Annotated in this window: 14 protein-coding genes; 7 read left to right on the top strand and 7 right to left on the bottom strand. The window is 64.9% G+C overall.

Translation table 11 applies throughout. The features are described from left to right. Positions 1 to 51 precede the first annotated feature (51 nt). Positions 52 to 615, top strand: a complete 564-nt coding sequence (locus FVF58_RS28470) for a DUF6013 family protein (protein WP_149673122.1) — start codon at positions 52 to 54, stop codon at positions 613 to 615. Between the two features lie 106 nt (positions 616 to 721). Here FVF58_RS28470 and FVF58_RS28465 read toward each other — a convergent pair whose 3' ends face one another. Further along, positions 722 to 1,528, bottom strand: coding sequence for an ABC transporter permease (locus FVF58_RS28465; RefSeq protein ID WP_149673121.1), 807 nt, complete (start codon positions 1,526 to 1,528; stop codon positions 722 to 724). Next, positions 1,525 to 2,238: an ABC transporter ATP-binding protein gene (locus FVF58_RS28460; RefSeq protein WP_149673120.1), complete on the bottom strand. Its 714-nt coding sequence runs from the start codon at positions 2,236 to 2,238 to the stop codon at positions 1,525 to 1,527. The genes FVF58_RS28465 and FVF58_RS28460 overlap by 4 nt, the downstream gene beginning before the upstream one ends. 190 nt (positions 2,239 to 2,428) lie before the next feature. On the opposite strand from FVF58_RS28460, the gene FVF58_RS28455 reads away from it, so the two are divergent. After that, on the top strand, positions 2,429 to 4,900 hold the full coding sequence (locus FVF58_RS28455; RefSeq protein ID WP_149673119.1) for an AsmA family protein: 2,472 nt from the start codon (positions 2,429 to 2,431) through the stop codon (positions 4,898 to 4,900). A gap of 283 nt (positions 4,901 to 5,183) precedes the next feature. Here FVF58_RS28455 and FVF58_RS28450 read toward each other — a convergent pair whose 3' ends face one another. Next, a complete protein-coding gene (locus tag FVF58_RS28450) occupies positions 5,184 to 5,675 on the bottom strand; it encodes a hypothetical protein (protein ID WP_149673118.1) in 492 nt (163 codons plus the stop codon). Positions 5,676 to 6,072: 397 nt separating this feature from the next. Here FVF58_RS28450 and FVF58_RS28445 point away from each other — a divergent pair, with 397 nt between their 5' ends. The 3 genes from FVF58_RS28445 to FVF58_RS28435 all read left to right on the top strand — a co-directional run bounded on the left by FVF58_RS28445 (position 6,073) and on the right by FVF58_RS28435 (position 10,332). Next, complete coding sequence (locus tag FVF58_RS28445; protein ID WP_149673117.1) at positions 6,073 to 7,683, top strand: sensor histidine kinase; 1,611 nt, start codon at positions 6,073 to 6,075, stop codon at positions 7,681 to 7,683. A gap of 76 nt (positions 7,684 to 7,759) precedes the next feature. Next, positions 7,760 to 8,269: a response regulator gene (locus tag FVF58_RS28440; RefSeq protein WP_149673116.1), complete on the top strand. Its 510-nt coding sequence runs from the start codon at positions 7,760 to 7,762 to the stop codon at positions 8,267 to 8,269. A gap of 89 nt (positions 8,270 to 8,358) precedes the next feature. Further along, on the top strand, positions 8,359 to 10,332 hold the full coding sequence (locus FVF58_RS28435; protein ID WP_149673115.1) for a hybrid sensor histidine kinase/response regulator: 1,974 nt from the start codon (positions 8,359 to 8,361) through the stop codon (positions 10,330 to 10,332). A 112-nt stretch (positions 10,333 to 10,444) separates the two neighbouring features. Here FVF58_RS28435 and mscL read toward each other — a convergent pair whose 3' ends face one another. The 4 genes from mscL to mfd form a co-directional block, all read right to left on the bottom strand. Beyond that, entirely contained in the window at positions 10,445 to 10,897 is a 453-nt protein-coding gene (gene mscL / locus FVF58_RS28430) for a large conductance mechanosensitive channel protein MscL (protein WP_149673114.1), read from the bottom strand. 86 nt (positions 10,898 to 10,983) lie between these two features. Next, the gene (locus FVF58_RS28425) at positions 10,984 to 12,018 is read right to left on the bottom strand and encodes a threonine/serine dehydratase family protein (RefSeq protein WP_149673113.1); all 1,035 of its coding nucleotides are present in this window, start codon (positions 12,016 to 12,018) and stop codon (positions 10,984 to 10,986) included. A 54-nt stretch (positions 12,019 to 12,072) separates the two neighbouring features. Continuing rightward, positions 12,073 to 13,311, bottom strand: coding sequence for an acetylornithine deacetylase (argE, locus tag FVF58_RS28420; protein ID WP_149673112.1), 1,239 nt, complete (start codon positions 13,309 to 13,311; stop codon positions 12,073 to 12,075). A 153-nt stretch (positions 13,312 to 13,464) separates the two neighbouring features. Further along, positions 13,465 to 16,947, bottom strand: a complete 3,483-nt coding sequence (mfd, locus tag FVF58_RS28415; protein ID WP_149673111.1) for a transcription-repair coupling factor — start codon at positions 16,945 to 16,947, stop codon at positions 13,465 to 13,467. A gap of 121 nt (positions 16,948 to 17,068) precedes the next feature. Between mfd and ispD the strand changes: the two genes are divergently transcribed. Further along, positions 17,069 to 17,782, top strand: coding sequence for a 2-C-methyl-D-erythritol 4-phosphate cytidylyltransferase (gene ispD, locus FVF58_RS28410; RefSeq protein ID WP_149673110.1), 714 nt, complete (start codon positions 17,069 to 17,071; stop codon positions 17,780 to 17,782). 42 nt (positions 17,783 to 17,824) lie between these two features. After that, positions 17,825 to 18,304 (top strand): 2-C-methyl-D-erythritol 2,4-cyclodiphosphate synthase, encoded by a 480-nt coding sequence (gene ispF, locus FVF58_RS28405; RefSeq protein WP_149673109.1) that lies wholly within the window; start codon positions 17,825 to 17,827, stop codon positions 18,302 to 18,304. Positions 18,305 to 18,394: the final 90 nt, after the last annotated feature.

Here is an 18,394-nt window from a genome sequence, read left to right as displayed (position 1 = left end):
AGGCAGTAGCGCTGAAGCGGGCGCGCAGCGGCACAACAACGAGGTGACAGTATGAGCTCCAGCTTCAAACTCTCCGCCGTTTCAGTTGTGGCTTCTCTCGCTTGCGCGCTCGCGCCCGGCATGCTCACGCCGGTGGCGCACGCAGCCACGCCGATCACGGTGACGTCCCAGGCCGCGCTCGACGGTCCGATCCGCTATACGGTTCGCGTCACGTCGAAGCAGTTCGGCAATTCACAGGAAACCCGCACGATCCGCTCCGGCGAATCGGACGACTTCACGTGGAAGACCGTGCCGCCGGGCGGCCCGGTGGCGGGCACGGATGCGTGTCCGAACTATGCGTCGCTGCCGGTGGACGCCAACGGCGCGATGATTCGCCAGACGCAGATCCGCTTTGCGCCGGTCGTGTCCAGCGACGGCACGGCGAGTGTGCAGATGAGCTTCCAGGCGCAAACGCCGCACGGTGTGAAGACCGTCACGAGCGGCGGAAAAACGATCAAGTGTCCGAACGATGTGAGCGTGAGTCAGATTCTGCGCTTTACGATGCCGGTCAACGGCAGCACGAAAACGCTGACGCTCAACGACGGCACTGAAGTGGCGGTGAGCGCGAAGCGTTGAGGCGACGCGCCGCGAGAGCGGCGCAACGCGAGCAACGTCCACGAGGTAGTCGACGCGCAGGCGCCGCATGCAGCGTGCGGCGCCGGTTCTCGTCAGGCCGCGCCGCTCACCGCAGTTTCGCCGCGCGCTCCACCAGTCGCGCGGACAGAAACCGGTGCTCCGCCGAGAACAGCCGCCGGTACGTCAGCAGCACCGCGCCCACGGTCCCCAATGCCGACGCCGCGGCGATCAGAAACATGATGACGATCTGATAGCGCACCGCCTGCAACGGCGACTGCCCGGCCAGCACCTGGCCCGTCATCATGCCGGGCAGGCTCACCACGCCGACCACCGCCATCTGATTCAACACCGGCATCATGCCCGCGCGCACCGCCTGCCGCGCCGGCGCCTGCGCCGCTTCCCAACGCGTCGCGCCGAGCGCGAGCGCCATGTCGACGCGGTCGCGCCGCGCGGTCAATTCCTCGGTCATCCGCTCGATGCCGAGCGAGACGCCGGTCAGCGTATTGCCGAGGATCATGCCGAGAATCGGAATCGCATATTGCGGCTCGTACCACGGATGAATGCGGATCACGACGAAGAGCCCGACGGCCGCGACCAGCCACGAACTGGCCCAGATCGACAGCACGCTGTCCGCGCGCTGTCCGGCATAGGTGCGACTGCCGCGCTGCGCGCCCGCGAAGCCGGCGATCAGCGTCATCACGATCATCAGCGGCAGCACGACGAACCAGCGGTCGTTGCGGAACACCCAGCCGAGCACGTAGCCGATCGCCAGCAACTGGACCACGGTGCGCAGCGCGGCCCACGCGAGCTTGCGTTCGAGATCGAGCTTGAGCACGACCGACACCGCGCCGTTCACGAAGATCAGCAGCGCCGCAATCGCGACGTCCCACAGACTCAGGTTTTGCAAGGTCATTGGCCGGCCTCCTGATGCGCGGACGCTGCCTGCGCCGCTTCGTCGAGCACGCCGGCGCGCATCGTGAGATGACGCTCGCTCATGCGCGCGGCCTGCGCGGGATCGTGGGACACCCACATCGATGCATGGCGGCCGGGGTCGGCATCGAACCATGCATGCACGAGACCTTCGATCGCCCGCGACGACTCCGGGTCGAGCGACGCGGTCGGCTCATCGAGCAGCAAGACCTCGGGCGCCAGTTGCAGCACGCGGATCAGCGCGGTGATCTGCGCCTCGCCGCCGGACAGTTCGCTTGCGCGCTTGTCGAGAAAGTCGGCGGCGCGGCCCGCCTGGGCGGCAAGGCTCGCCGCGCGCGCGCGCTCGAAGCGCGAGTCGCGATAGGAGCGCAGCTCGAACGGGTAGCGCAGGTTGTCTTCGACGCTGCCGTCGAGCAGCGCGGGCCGTTGGCGGATATACGCGACGTTGCGCCGGTAGCGTGGAATCGCGGCGCGCTCGACTGCGGCGCCATGCCACAGTATGCGTCCGGCATCGAGCGGATCGAGCAAGGCGAGTGAGCGCAGAAATACGCTCTTGCCCGAGCCAGACGGTCCGGTGATCGCGACGCGGTCGCCCGCATGGAGTGCGAAGGTGGTCGACTGCAACAGCGTCTGGCCGCGCAGTGCATCGCGCCGGACGATGCCGTCGGCAAGGACGAGGGGAACATCGGTCATGAGTTGGATCGTATTGGGGTGGGCGTGACGGCGACGCGGCAACGCGTATTCATGGTGGCGCGCGCGCGGCCGATCTGTTGTCCGGCTGTGCAGCATGATAAAACGGCAAGCACAAAGGTGGCGCGCCACCGAGGTCCGGGCACGATATCTGCTGCTCGGTGCGCAACCAGAACAATCGCGGAGCCTCTCAATGGCAGGGTCGAGCAGTATCGGACGGCGGATCGGAAAAATCATCGTATGGCTGCTGGCGACCATCGTCGTCCTGATCGTCGCGCTCGCCATTTTCATCGTGACGTTCGACTGGAATCGCGCCCGGCCTTATGTCAACGACAAAGTCTCGCAGGCTATCGGCCGGCCCTTCGCGATCAACGGCGATCTGAAAGTGGGCTGGCGGCATCCGGTCGGCGAGACCGGCTGGCGCGGCTGGGTGCCGTGGCCGCGCTTTTCCGCGGCCAACATCACGGTGGCCAATCCCGACTGGAGCAAACAGCCGCAGTTCGCCACGCTCGACGAAATCGACTTCGAGGTGAAGGTGCTGCCGCTGCTCGCGCACGACATCGTGATCCCCGCGATCAACCTCGTGAATCCCTCCGTCGATCTCGAACGTTTGCTCGACGGGCGCGACAACTGGACCTTCAAGCTGGCGTCGTCGAGCGGGCCGTCGGAATGGAAGCTCGATCTGCACGACATCGCGTTTGCGAAGGGCAATATCGCGCTGTCCGATCAGCAGAAGAAGGTCGATCTGCAGATGGTCATCGACACGCTCGGCCAGCCGATCCCGATCGGCGAAGCGATGAAGCAGCAGGAAGCGGTCTCGCGCAGCGAGTCGGCGCAGGCAATCGGCAAGGCCGGCGCCAGCAAGCTGACCGCGCAGGCCAATGCGCAGGCGGCGTCCGAGGCGGCCGCCGCGTCGGCGGCGGCAGCGTCCGGCGCGTCGTCGACGGATATCAGTGCGTCGGGTACGACGGCGGCCAGTGGGGCGTCGGGGGCGCCGATGGCCGGTGGTTCGCGTGCGGCAAGCGAAGCGAGCCGCAGCGTGGCCGCGTCGGAAGCGAGCGGGACGAGCGCGGCGACTGGCACGCAACAGCAGACGCCGTCGTATGCGATCGGCTGGACGGTCAAGGGCACCTACGACAAAACACCGGTGGCGGGCAGCGGCAAGGTCGGCGGCGTATTGGCGCTGCAGGACGCGAACCGGCCGTTCCCGGTGCAGGCCGACGTGAAGGCCGGTGATCTGCACGTGGGCCTGGTGGGCACGATCACCGACCCGGCGCATCTCGCGGCGGTCGACCTGCGGCTCTGGCTGCAAGGCAACAGTATGGCGCGCCTCTATTCGCTGACCGGCGTGACCTTGCCGGACACGCCGCCTTATGCAACCGAAGGGCGGCTGATCGGCCAGTTCAAGTCGAGCGGCAACGTTTTCAAGTATGAAAATTTTACGGGTCGGGTGGGCGGCAGCGATCTGAACGGGTCGCTCATCTACACGGCTCGCGAGCCCCGTCCGCTGCTGCAGGGCGAACTGGTGTCGCACCTGCTGCAATTCTCCGATCTGGCGCCAGTGATCGGTGCGGACTCGAATGCGAGCAAGGCCAAGCGCGGCGACGCGACCCGGCAGCCGGGCGACCGCGTGCTGCCGGTCGAGGAGTTCCGCACCGACCGCTGGAAGGCGATCGACGCCGACGTGAAGTTCACCGGCCGACGCATCGTCAAGACCACGGACCTGCCGATCACGGACCTGTACACGCACGTCGTGATGACCAACGGCGTGCTGTCGCTGGAGCCGCTGAAATTCGGCGTCGCCGGCGGCTCGCTCGCGTCGGACATTCATCTGGACGGCAGCGGGGTGCCGTTGAAGGGCCGCTTCGCGACGTCGGCGCGGCATGTGAAGCTCAAGCAGCTGTTCCCGAACTTCAAGACGATGCAGAACGCGCTCGGCGAAATCAATGGCGACGCCGCGCTGACCGCGACCGGCAATTCGCCGGCGGCGTTGGCGGCCACCTCCAACGGCGAAGTGAAAGCGCTGATCACGGACGGCACGGTGAGCCGTCTGCTGATGGAAGCGGCCGGGCTGAACGTGGCGAACGTCGTGTATGAAAAGCTGTTCGGCAATCGCGACGTGAAGATCAACTGCGCAGCCGCCGATTTCGTCGCGACCGACGGCGTGCTCGAGTCACGCGTGTTCGCGCTCGATACCGACGACGCGGTGATCAACATCGACGGCCACATCAATCTGCGCGACGAGACGATGGACCTGGGTGTGCATCCGCATACCAAGGGCTTCCGGGTGTTTTCGCTGCGCTCGCCGCTGTATGTGAAGGGCACGTTCAAGGATCCGCACGTGGGTGTGAACGCGGCCGCGCTGGCGTTGCGCGGCGGCGCGGTGGTGGGGCTCGGCCTGATCAATCCGTTTGCCGCGTTGATTCCGTTGCTCGCACCGAGCAACAACAAGCCGCTGCCGTGCGCGCAGTTGCTGTCGCAGGTTCGTCAGTCGCCGACGGCGCCGCCGCCGGGCGTCAAGCAGCAGCCCAAGGCGGCGCTTTCGCTCGAAGGCGCGCCGGTCAACAAGTCGGCCAACGGGGCGGCCTCGTCGCCTGCCGCAGCTGATAAAAAGAAGCCCGCTGTCATGTCGCCGGCCAGCGCGGCCGAATACAAGGGGAGCTGATGTTGTCCACATTGCCCGCGGACTGGCTGAGTTGGAGCTTCGGCAGCGGCCTGTCGATAATTTTTTTGTGGCTGATCAGCGTGCCGCCCGCGCGCGGTCCTGCCGACGAGGCCATCGCGGAATAAGCAAGCGCTGCAGCGGCTCGACATGTGTGCCGTGCACGCAAATGTCCTGCCCGCCGCGCCAGCGCGAGTTCACGAATTCAAACCAAGGGAAAGAGATGCAGCGCTGCCGGATCGATGAAGGGTAGATGTAAGGCCGGCAGCGAATGCCGACCGTGTGCCTACCTTAACGACCTTGGCGTAGCATCACCGGCCGCATCCTGCCGGCGCACCCCGCGACGGGCGCCCACGCGCGTGGCGCCGAATTCGGTGAGGATCCTGCCGCGCGCCCGGCTGGCAAATACGAGGAAACCGAAGCCGTCCGCCTCGTACCAGTAACCGCCGTTCTCGAGCCCGTCGAGCGGCTGCTCCAACGCATTGGTGATCGATTCGATGCAGCGCCGCCGCAACTCCGCTGCGGCCGGATAAGGCGGTTGCGCGCCACGCACGCTGCACAGGAGCACATCGAGCCCTGGCAACACATGGGCATAAAGAACCGGCTCGTCTTGCGCGCGAGCGCGCGCAATCTTGGTGTCGAGCTGACCGAACGGCTTGAAATGCCGCAGTACCGCGAGGAACGACTCATCGCCGTCCACCTTCGCGCGTCTACGCTTTTTCGGGAAGGACATAAAAATTCGCCTGAAAAAGAATTGCAAGAAACGCAGCGTCCTCATGCGACAACTCCCGGCTTCGCGCGCCGCACGTCGATCTTTTATAGCATACGACAAGGCCGGATTCACGGTGATTCGACGACTGCGCCGCCTCCACCGCTTCCCGCACGAATCATGCCGAATCGCCTCGCCGCGCGCTTTCGCATCCCAGCACATCTGTCTCCATCATAGACGCACGAGCCGTCGAAAAAACATCCGATACCAATAAAAAAGTCATTTTTGTGTGGTCGAACGCATCTTGCAGTGTCGTTGAAATATCTCCCGTTCGCGTCGATAATGGCCCGTCCGGCCGCGCTGCGCCGCTTGTCTGGCCGCTGCAGCAGAGGTCCGGCAGCGCGGTGCGCAACGGCTGCTCGCGAGCCGCTTCGGCTTGGATGATCCCTCGACCCTTTGGGTGAACATGAAACTATTCACCAAGGGTCTGCTGCTGATTGCAGTGCCGAGCGTGGTGGAACTGGCGCTTCTTGGCGTCGTCTTCGATACCCAGGAACAGACAGCGCAGGCCGCGCAGTGGGTCGACAACAGCAAGCAGATCCTTTTTCAATCGTCGGCTATCGTCGATCCGCTGTTGCGCCAGGCCGCGCGAGTGCGCACGGCGATGGTGACCGGCGATGCGTCGCTGATCGATCGCCATGCGGTGTGGGTCGATCTCGGCGACCGGCTCGCCAAGCTCGACGCGCTGGTCGCGCAAACGCCACGGCAGGTCGAGCGCGTGCGCAACATGCGGCAGGCGATCGACGCCTATCGCGCGCACGCCGTCGAGATTTCGCAGGCCATGCACGAAGGACGCAGCCTGGCTTCGTATGTCGCGCTGGAGACCGGCGCGTTGCCCGAGCAGGTCGCGCTGTTTCGCGAGGAGCTGGCCGCGTTCGCCAACGAGGCTGCGCGGCTCGACACTGACCGCTCGGCCGCGCTCGAAAGGCGGCGCGAACGCGAGCAATACGCGCTGGTCGCCGCCGTGCTCGGCTCGATGCTGATCTGGGCGGGCACCGCGGTGGTGTTCGCGCGCAACATCGGCAGGCGGCTGGAAGTGTTGACCGGCAACGCGCAGCGGCTCGGCAGCGACCGGCCGCTCGCGCCGCCGCTGTCGGGCCATGACGAGATCGCCGCGCTCGACGCCGTGCTGCATCAGACCGGCACGCGTCTGCGCGAGGCGGACAAGGAGCAGGCCACGCTGAAGACGCGGCTCGAAGCGCGCGCCTATGAACTCGCAAGTGTCAACGAGGAACTGCGTCAGGAAACGCAAGACAACGAAATGTTCATCTACAGCGTGTCGCACGATCTGCGCTCGCCGCTGGTGAATCTGCAGGGTTTCTCAAAGGAATTGCAGGTGTCGTGCGACGAGCTGGACAGTATCGTCAGGCAGGCCGGCTTGCCGCAAACGCAACATCGGCGGATGGTGCATATTCTCGATGGCGACGTGCGCGAGTCGCTGCGTTATCTGCGCACCTCGGTCACGCGGGCCGCGGCAATCATCGACGCGCTGTTGCGGATTTCACGCGCGGGCCGGCTCGAGTATCAATGGCAGCGGGTCAGCGTCGGGCGCGTGGTGGGCCGCGTGGTCGAGGCGCTGCAGGGCGTGATCAGCCAGCGCGCGGCGGTGGTCCGCGTGCGCGAATTGCCGCCCGTCTGGGGCGATCCGGCCGCGGTCGAGCAGATCTTCAGCAACCTGATCGGCAATGCGCTGAATTTCCTCGATCCGGCGCGTCACGGGCGTATCGAGATCGGCGCGCTGGAGTCCGAGCCGGTCGACGAAAGCGATCCGCGCGCGGTGCGCATGCGCACGTATTACGTGCGCGACAACGGGCTGGGGATTCCGGCCGCGTATATGTCGAAGGTATTCCGCGCGTTTCAGCGCCTGCATGGCGATGTCTCGAATGGCGACGGCATCGGTCTCGCGGTGGTGCGGCGCACGGTGGAGCGACATGGCGGCCGGGTGTGGGTCGAGTCGGCCGAAGGCGCGGGGTCGACCTTTTTCGTGGTGCTGCCCGAGCAGCCGCTGCGCAACTGAAGCGGCGCGCGCGGTCGCGGCAACGGTGCGGACACGCCGAGCGGCGCGCATCACGAATCGTTAGCACGGAGAACATATGAGTCACGGGGAAACGGTCAGCATCGTGCTGATCGAAGATGACGACGGCCACGCCACGCTAGTCGAACGTAATCTGCGCCGCGCGGGCATTTCGAATCAGTTTCTGCGCTTTCGCGACGGCCAGCAGGCGCTCGATTATTTCTTCGGCGCGCAGCCGGCCGATGTCGATGCAGTTGGCGGCTCCCCTGCGAGTGCCATGGCAAATGCTTCCACCGCGCGCGAGAATCTGACGAATTTCGTCGTCCTGCTCGATCTGAAAATGCCGCGCGTGGACGGCTTCGAGGTGCTGCGCCGTCTGAAGGAGTCGCCCAGCACGGCCGCCGTGCCGGTGATCGTGCTGACCACCACCGATGATCCGCGCGAAATCGCGCGCTGCTACGAACTCGGTTGCAACGTCTATATCTGCAAGCCGGTCGAATACGATGCGTTCATCGAAGCGGTGCGCCGGCTCGGCTTCTTCCTGCAGGTGGTCAAGCTGCCGCCTGGCCATCGGCTCGCGGCGCCTTGAGCGCGGGCTCACGAGAAGCTGTCCGAAAGCCGCTCGTGACAAGATAGATCATCCGACCGACCCATCGACACAGCCAGAGAATGCTCCGCATGACCGAAGAAGTGTCCACGCCGCATGCCGCGTATGTGCTGGTCGTCGATGACGACGCAGGCATCCTGCGGCTCGCGCGCAAGTCGCTCGAACGCGCCGGCTGCCGGGTCGCGCTCTGCGCCGGCGTCGAGGTCGCGCGCGAGCGGCTCGCAAGCGGCAATCCCGATCTGCTGGTGCTCGACTATCAACTCAGCGGACCGGAGACCGGGCTCGACTTCTTCCGCCGTCTGCGCGCGCAAGGCGTACGGATTCCCGCGATCCTCGTGACCGGCTTCACCGACGAATCGCGCGTGATCGAAGCGCTGCGCGCGGGCGTGTCCGACGTGGTGCCGAAGTCCGGCGATTACCTCGATTACCTGCCCGAAGCCGTCGAGCGCGTGCTGTCGCAGGTGCGGTTGCAAAAGGCGTCGGACGAAGCCTTGCTGCTGCGCGATCGCGAAGAGCACTACCGCACGTTGTCGGAAGCGTTGCCGCACCTCGTGCTGACGTACGACGCGGCGGGCGACTGCGATTTTCTGTCGAAGCAGTGGTACGACTACACCGGGCTCGCATGCAATAGTTCTCACGGTCTCGCGTGGCTCGACGCCGTGCATCCGGACGATCGTGAAGGAGTCCGCCGCAACTGGCTCAAGGCGGTCGCGAGCCAGGCCGGCGACTACCGGCACGAGATGCGGATTCGCCGCCACGACGGCGAATACCGCTGGTTCGACGCACGCGCGGTCGCGATGCGCGACGCCGAACGCAACGTCACCAAGTGGTTCGGCACGTGCACGGACGTGCATGCGCAGCGCGAGGCGATCGAGGAACGCGAGCGGCTGCTGGCGTCGGAGCAGGCGGCGCGCCAGACCGCCGAAGAGGCGAACCGCGCGAAAGACCGTTTTCTCGCGATGCTGTCGCACGAATTGCGTACGCCGCTCACGCCGGTATTGGCAGGCGCCCGCGTGCTGGAGATGATCCCTGATCTGCCGGATCAGGCGCGCAGCAGCGTGCGCATGATCCGCCGCAACGTCGAACTGGAAGCGCGGCTGATCGATGATCTGCTCGATCTGACGCGGGTGGCGAACGGCAAGCTGCGTCTGTCGCTCGAAACGGTCGACGTGCACGACGTGCTGGACAGCGTGCTCGAACTCTTTCTCAGCGAGATTCAGGTCAAGCAGCAGGATGTGCATGTCGACAAGCGCGCGACGCACCACTACGTGCTGGCTGATCGCGCACGCTTGCAGCAGATGCTGTGGAACCTGATTCGCAATGCCGCGAAGTTTACGCCGGACGGCGGCCACATCTATGTGCGCACGCGCGACGAACGGATGCACGTGCAGCTATCGGTCGAAGATACCGGCATTGGCATCGAGCCGGAACAGATCGGCAAACTCTTCAATGCGTTCGAGCAGGGCAGCCAGAACATGACGCGGCAGTTTGGCGGGCTGGGACTCGGTCTTGCAATCACCAAGGCGCTGACCGACGTGCACGGCGGCACGGTCAGCGCGCACAGCCCCGGCCCGCACTGCGGCGCGACCTTTACGATCACGCTGCCGACCGCGGCCGCACCGGCCGGCATGCAGCCGGTCGCCGCACCGGACGAAGCGCATCCGGCCGGACTGCTGACCATTCTGCTGATCGAGGATCACGTCGATACCGCCGAGGTGATGGCGCAACTGATTCGCAGCCTCGGCCACGACGTGACGGTGGTGGGCCGGGTCGACGATGCGCTTGCCGCCAGCCAGCAGCGGCGTTTCGATCTGATCGTGAGCGACGTCGGCTTGCCCGACGGCACGGGCCTCGATTTCGTCAAGACGTTTCGCGAGCGCTCGGACGCGCCGGCGGTCGCATTGACCGGCTTCGGCACCGACGAGGACGTGCGCCGCTGTCTGAGCGCGGGCTTCACTTCGCATCTGACGAAGCCTGTCAATTTCGGCCAGCTTGAAATGATGATCGAAGCCGCGGTGAGGCTGAAGGCGCAGAAGCATGCGTGACGCGTGCGCTGCATGAACGCATTTTTGCGCTCAAGAAGATGAAAGGCCTGTTGCGACAACAATCGCAACAGGCCTTTTTACTGGACCCGGCCAATGCGCCGGATCGCTATCTTCAACGCGGTGAGTTCTTCAACGCATCGCGGATTTCACGCAGCAGCAGCACGTCTTCCGGCGTCGGCGGCGGCGCCGCTTCGGCCGGCGCGGGTTCAAGTGTTTTGCGCAGGTTGTTGATGAACTTGACCATCAGAAAAATGATGAACGCGAGAATCACGAAGTTGATCAGCACGGTGATGAACGAGCCATAACCGAACACTGCAACGCCGGCCGTCTGCAAGTCTTTATACGACGTAGGGTTGCCGTGGTAGGTGGCCGGAATCTCGCCGAGGCGGACAAACTTGTTGGAGAAATCGAGGCCGCCGGTGACAAGCCCGACGACCGGCATGATCAGGTCTTTAACAATTGAATTGACGATGGTGGAAAAGGCGCCGCCGATAATCACACCGACCGCGAGATCCATCACGTTGCCCTTGAGGGCAAATTCCTTGAATTCCTTGATCATGCTCATAGAGATCCTCCCAGATGTCGATGTTCGAATGATACCAACCTGAAATGGATAGGCTAGTGTTTCGGCCTGGGAATCGCTGAATGCGTCTATTGAGGAAACTGTGACTGGCTATGACGCGCCCGTTCCAGATGCGCAGCAAAACTGACTGGATCGGTATTGGTGCCGCACAACAGCACGCCGACGCGCTTGCCCTGCAACTGCTCGCGCAGCGGTCCGAGCAGCGCTGCGGTGGCGGCGGCGCAGGCCGGCTCCACGGCAAGTTTCAGTTGTGCGAACAGGATCAGCATGGCCGCGCGCAGCTGATCGTCGGAGACTGTCACGAGCTGGTCGATATGGCGGCGGCATAACTCGTAGCTGTATTCCTCGGTATGCGGCGACATCAGCGAGTCCGCGATGCTGTGCATCTTGCCCATCTTCACCGTGTGATTGGCCGCGAAGCTCTTGCTCATCACATCCGCGCCCTCGGGCTCGACGCCGTACACGTGGACCATCGGATTGGCGAGCCGCATTGCCGTGGAGACACCGGCGGCGAGACCGCCGCCGCCGACCGGCACGATGACCGCTTCGAGGTCCGGCGTTTGCGTGGCCCACTCGTAGCCGAGCGTGGCCGAGCCCAGCACCGTGCGATAGCCGTTGAACGGATGCACGAAATAGCGGCCTTCTTCGGCCTCGATACGGCGCACCAGTTCGAACGCTTCGGCAATGTCTTCGGCGAACACGATGTCGGCGTGATATTGCCGGCACAACGCGATGCGCGCTGGATTCGCCGAGCGGAACAGGACGACCTTCGCGCTGATGCCAAGCCGCTTGGCCGCATAGGCGAGCGCCACCGCATGATTGCCGCCCGACACGCAGGTGACACCGGCGCTGCGCTGTGTTTCGTCGAGCGCGAGCAGGTTCGTGAACGCGCCACGTGCCTTGAAGCTGCCACCCGCCTGCAACAATTCGAACTTGAAATTCACCACCGTGCTTTGCAGCGATGAAAAGTCGAGCCGGTCGAACACCGGCGTTCGCATGACCCACGGTGTCAACGCAAAGTGTTGCGTGGCGATGTCGTCGAGCGTGGGGATCGGCTCGCCGTCGATCGTGTGGTCGGTGTGCTGCGGGGTGGCGGTAGACATGGCGGCAGCCTGTTGTCCTCGATATGCGTAAGACCTGTTTTGCAGCGCTCAGTTTCAGTGTGCGTGAGCTTCCACCGACATGCTGTAAATGAATTTATGCAGGAAGCGCTCGCACGCCACCAGCTGATCCAGCGCGACGAACTCGTTGGCCTTGTGCGCCTGCTGGATGTCGCCGGGGCCGCACACGATGCTCGGAATGCCCGCCAGCGAGAAGAGCCCGGCTTCGGTGCCGTACGCGACCTTGCGTTTGTCCTGGTCGGCGGTCAGCGCGCGCACGAGCTGCGTGATCGCGGCTTGTTCAGACGAATCGAGTCCGGGCGCCGCGGCGATCTTCGTGATCTCGATGGCCGCCGACGGATGTTCGCGCAGCATCTTCGGCAACAGCGTTTCACGCGCGTATTGATCGATGCGCGCGAAGATCGATTCGGGATCGAGTGTGGGCAGATTGCGGAATTCGAACTGGAACCTGCATTCGGCCGGCACCGTGTTGAGCGCATTGCCGCCGCTGATCGTGCTGGTTTGCGCGGTGGTGAAGGGCACGTCGTACAGTTCGTCGAACGGGCCTTGCTCGCGGAACTGATCGGCCATGTCGCGGATGTAGCAGATCAGACGCGCCGCGTATTCGATCGCGTTCAAGCCCTGCGGCGTCAGCGACGAATGCGCGGCCTGGCCGCGCACGCAGCACTGATACGCGTTGATGCCCTTATGCGCGACGATCGGGCGCATGCTGGTCGGCTCGCCGACGATGCAGCCGTCCGGTTTCACGCCACGCTTCATCAGGTCGGCAATCAGAAGCGGGGCGCCCGCGCAGCCCACTTCCTCGTCGAACGACAACGCGAGGTGAATCGGCTTGGCCAGCTTCGTGCGCTGCATCTCCGGCACGAGTGCCAGCGCCGCGCCGATGAAGCCTTTCATGTCGCAGGTGCCGCGGCCATACAGCTTGTCGCCGCGAATTTCCGGTTTGAACGGATCGCTGTCCCATTGCTGGCCGTCCACCGGCACGACGTCCGTATGACCCGACAGCACCACGCCGCCATTGGTCTCGCCATCGTGTGCGGGGATGGTGGCGAACAGGTTCGCCCATTTGCCGCGGGTGTCGTGTGTGAGCGTGGCTTCGACACCGACCGCGCGCAGTTCGTCGCGCACGGTTTCGATCAGGCCGAGATTCGGATTGCGGCTGACCGTGTCCATCGACACGAGGCGGGTGACCCAGGGCAGCGAGACGGGAGAGGCAACCGAAGCGGAGGCGGACGATTGTGACGAGGACTTCGCTGATTCAGCGACGTGAGACATGACCAGGACTCCGGCATTTAAGTCTTTCGATCATACCCAAAAAAAATGCGCTCGTATGCTGCGGCGGCGCATTGGCGCACCGCAGCATGAACGGAAAAACGCAGGACGTACCCCGGTTTTCTAACGCAACGCCAACGCGCGTGACAGACGGACTCAGCGCGCTGCGGCAGCAGGCGCGGTGCCGCGGCTCGGCGTTCCGAGCGCGCGCAAGGTCTCCTTGACCGTCGCGACACGCACCGCGAGATCGGGGCTGCGCGTTTCGATACGCAGCTTGTCCTGACCCGCGAGCTTGATGTGCTTGTGCTTCTGCACCATCTCGATGATCCGCATTGCGTCAATCGGCGGATTGGGGATGAACTGCAAGCCGATTACCGCTTCACCCGCATCGATCTTCGAAATGCCCAACGGCTTCGCGGCGAGCCGCAGACGATGCGTTTCCACCAGCGCATGCGCTTGCGGCGGCAATTTGCCGAAGCGGTCGATCAGCTCCTCCTGAATGCCGTCGATCGAGTCGTTGTGTTCGCAGTTGGCGAGCCGTTTGTAAAGCGACAGACGTTCCTGCACGTCGCCGCAATAGTCGGCGGGCAGAATCGCCGGCGCGTGCAGATTGATTTCCGTGGTCGCGGCGAGCGGCGCGGTGAGGTCGGGCTCCTTGCCTTCCTTGAGCGCCGTCACCGCGTCGTTCAGCATATCCGTGTAGAGCTGGAAACCGATCTCCTGGATCTCGCCCGACTGCTTGTCGCCGAGCACTTCGCCGGTGCCGCGAATCTCGAGGTCGTGCATTGCCAGATAGAAGCCCGAGCCGAGTTCCTCCATCTGCTGGATCGCTTCGAGCCGGCGTTGTGCCTGCTTGGTGAGCCCTTGCGGATCGTGCACCAGCAGATACGAATACGCCTGGTGATGCGAGCGGCCGACCCGGCCACGCAACTGATGCAATTGCGCGAGGCCGAACTTGTCGGAGCGATGAATCAGGATCGTGTTGGCGCTCGGTACGTCGATGCCGGTTTCGATGATGGTCGTGCAAAGCAGCACGTTCGCGCGCTGTGCCACGAAGTCGCGCATCACACGTTCGAGTTCGCGTTCATGCATCTGTCCGTGCGCGACCGCGATACGCGCTTCGGGCACGAGCCCTTCGAGCATCTGCCGGCGATTCTCGATGGTCTCGACTTCGTTGTGCAGGAAGTAGACCTGGCCGCCGCGCTTGAGCTCGCGCAGCATCGCCTCGCGAATCACGCTGTCTTCCTCGCGGCGCACGAAGGTCTTGATCGCGAGGCGCTTTTGCGGCGCGGTGGCGATCACCGAGAAATCGCGCAGCCCTTCGAGCGCCATGCCGAGCGTACGCGGGATCGGCGTGGCGGTCAGCGTGAGCACGTCCACTTCGGCGCGCAAGGCCTTCAGCGCCTCTTTCTGACGCACGCCGAAGCGATGTTCCTCGTCGATGATCACGAGCCCGAGGCGCTTGAACTGCACATCCGACGACAGCAGCTTGTGCGTGCCGATCACGATGTCGACCGTGCCTTCGTTGATCTGCTGGATCGCCGCGTTGACCTCTTTGGTCGACTTGAAGCGCGACAGTTCGGCGATGCGCACCGGCCAGTCGGAGAAGCGGTCGGTGAAGGTCTGCGTGTGCTGTTCGGCGAGCAGCGTGGTGGGCGAGAGCAGCGCCACCTGCTTGCCGCCCATCACCGCGATGAACGCCGCGCGCAACGCGACCTCGGTCTTGCCGAAGCCGACGTCGCCGCACACGAGCCGGTCCATCGGCTTGCCGCTCGTCATGTCGCCGATCACGGCCGCGATCGCGGCGGCCTGGTCGGGCGTTTCCTCGAAGCCGAAGCTCTCGGCGAACTTCACGTAGTCTTTCGGTTCGAGCGCGAACGCATGGCCGGCGCGCGCGGCGCGGCGGGCGTAGAGATTGAGCAACTCGGCGGCCGTATCGCGAATCTGCTGGGCGGCACGGCGCTTGGCCTTTTCCCACTGGCCCGAGCCGAGCGCGTGCAGCGGCGCGCTTTCCGGATCGGCGCCGCTGTAGCGCGAGATCACGTGCAATTGCGCGACCGGCACGTAGAGCTTGCTGTCGCCCGCGTATTCGAGGTGCAGGAACTCGGTCTCGCCTTCGCCCAGGTCCATCGTGACGAGACCCATGTAGCGGCCGATGCCGTGCTGCGAATGCACGACCGGATCGCCGAGCTTCAGCTCGGACAGGTCGCGCACCATCGAGTCGACGTTGCTCGCCTGTTCCTGGCGGCGGCGCCCCGCGCGGCGCGCGAGCGGTCCGTACAGCTCCGTTTCGGTGATGATCGCGATGCCGTCGGCCGGCACGGCGAACCCGTTGGCGAGCGGCGCGACCCCCAGCGAGAAGCGCGCGTCGCCGAGCAGCCAGTCCTGGAAGCTGTCGCTCGAAGCGGGCTTCAGATGATTGTCGGCCAGCAGCTGCAGCAGCGTTTCGCGCCGGCCCGCCGATTCGGTGGCGAACAGCACGCGGTTCGGCGTGGTGTTCAGATACGCGCGCAAGGCCAGCACGGGGTCGTCCGCGTGACGGTCGATCGCGAGATCGGGCAGCGGCGTCGACCAGCCGCCGCCCGCGTTGGCAGGCAGCGCGAGCCGCGCGAACGGCTTGGCGAACGTGAAGAAGTCCTGGTCGGTCAGGAACAGCCGCTCCGGCTCCAGGATCGGCCGGTCGCGATCGTGTGAGAGGAAGTTGTACCGCTGTTTCGTGTCGGCGCTGAAACGCCGGATCGCGGCCTCGAGATCGCCGACCAGCGCCAGTTGCGCGCCTTCGGGCAAATAGTGGAACAGCGTCGCCGTCTCCTCGAAGAAGAGCGGCAGATAGTATTCGATGCCCGCCGACGGCACGCCGTTGCCGATGTCCTTGTAGACCGACGCGCGGCTCGGATCGCCTTCGAAGGTTTCGCGCCAGCGGCTGCGAAACGCGGTGCGCGCGGCTTCGTCGAACGGGAATTCGCGGCCTGGCAACAGGCGCACGTCTTTCACCGGGTAGAGACTGCGCTGCGTGTCCGGATCGAATGCGCGGATCGAATCGACCTGGTCGTCGAACAGATCGATCCGGTAAGGCAGCGGCGAGCCCATCGGATAGAGGTCGAGCAGCGAGCCGCGCACGCAGTATTCGCCGGGACGCACCACCTGGCTCACGTGCTCGTAGCCGGCCAGCGTCAGCTGCGCCTTCAGGCGCGCTTCGTCGAGGCGCTCGCCTTGCGAGAACGAGAACGTGTAGGCCGCGAGGAACGACGCCGGCGGCATCCGGTAGAGCGCCGTGGTGGCGGGCACCAGCAGGATGTCGCAGCGGCCTTCGCCGAGATCGTGTAGCGTGGCGAGGCGCTCGGAGACCAGATCCTGATGTGGCGAAAAGGTATCGTAAGGGAGCGTCTCCCAATCGGGCAGCAGGCGCACCCTTGCTTCGGGCGCAAAGAAGCCGATTTCCTGCGACAGACGCTGTGCATCGACGGCGCTTTCGCACACGACCGCCAGCAACGGCACTTTGTCGCGATAGGCCAGATGGTAGCGGGCGATCAGCAGCGCGTCGGACGACCCATGCGTGCCGTCGAAGGCGAAGCGCTGGCCGGCCTTGACGAGCGCGACGGGCGGGGAGTACTGCGATGATGCGGCGATGTCTGGCATAGAAGAGAGAAAGCGGCCTCGGGCTCACACGTGATCGGCAAGTTTACGCGCGTCGGGGCGTGGATGCGAAGGACCTATTATAAAATCCGTCCTTTACTTTGACTTCGCGGCATCCGCACTCGTGACTTCCCGTCTATTTGCCCTGATTCCGTGCGCAGGCACCGGCAGCCGTTCCGGCGCCGCGATGCCCAAACAATATCGCACTGTCGCCGGTCGCGACATGTTGCATTACTCGCTGGCCGCGTTCGACGCGTGCAGCGAGTTTGCGCAGACCCTGGTCGTGATCGCCCCCGACGACCAGCACTTCGACGCGCGCCGCTTCGGCGGGCTGCGGTTCGCGGTGCGCCGCTCGGGCGGCGCGTCGCGCCAGGCGTCGGTGCTCAACGGCCTGCATGCGCTCGCCGAGTTCGGCGCGCGCGACGGCGACTGGGTGCTGGTGCACGATGCGGCACGCCCGGGCATTACGCCCGCGCTGATCCGCACGCTGGTCGCCGCGCTGAAGGACGACCCGGTGGGCGGCATCATGGCGTTGCCGGTCGCGGATACGTTGAAGCGGATCGACGCTACATCCGCGGATGGCCGCATCGCCCGCACCGAGGCGCGCGACGGCTTGTGGCAGGCGCAGACGCCGCAGATGTTCCGCATCGGCATGTTGCGCGAAGCGATCCTGCGCGCGCAGGCCGACGGTCACGATCTCACCGACGAAGCGAGCGCAATCGAATGGTTGGGGCATGCGCCGAAGCTGGTGCAAGGCAGCTTGCGCAACTTCAAGGTGACGTATCCGGAAGATTTCGATCTGGCCGAGGCGATTCTGAGCCGGCCTGCGGCTTCGTGATGGATTCCAATTTTTGTAAGCGGACTTGAGGACTTGACGCATATGGATTTGAGAGTGGGGCAAGGGTACGACGTGCATGCGCTGGTGCCGGGGCGTCCGTTGATCATCGGCGGCGTGACGATTCCTTATGAGCGCGGGCTGCTCGGCCATTCGGACGCGGACGTGCTGCTGCACGCGATTACCGACGCGCTGTTCGGCGCGGCGGCGCTGGGCGATATCGGCCGGCACTTCTCCGACACCGATGCGAAGTTCGCCGGCGCGGACAGCCGGGTGCTGCTGCGCGAGTGTGTTGCGCGTGTGAAGGCGGCGGGCTTTGCGATCGCCAACGTGGATAGCAGCGTAGTCGCGCAGGCGCCCAAGCTCGCGCCGCATATCGAAGGGATGCGGGCGCATATCGCCGGCGATCTCGACTTGCCGATCGAGCGGGTCAATGTCAAGGCCAAGACCAACGAGAAGCTCGGCTATCTCGGCCGGAGCGAGGGGATTGAAGCGCAGGCCGTGGTGCTGCTGATCAGGAATTGATCGGGTTGTGCGGGTGGCCTTCGGTTCGCCCGAGGGTGACGACCGAAGGCCACCAATCACGGCGTCCAACGCAGAAAGAGAAGTTGCGCG

Origin of the sequence: Paraburkholderia panacisoli, from assembly GCF_008369935.1 — a bacterium.
GTDB classification, from domain to species: domain Bacteria; phylum Pseudomonadota; class Gammaproteobacteria; order Burkholderiales; family Burkholderiaceae; genus Paraburkholderia; species Paraburkholderia panacisoli.
This window is presented reverse-complemented; position numbering and strand designations above follow the sequence as displayed.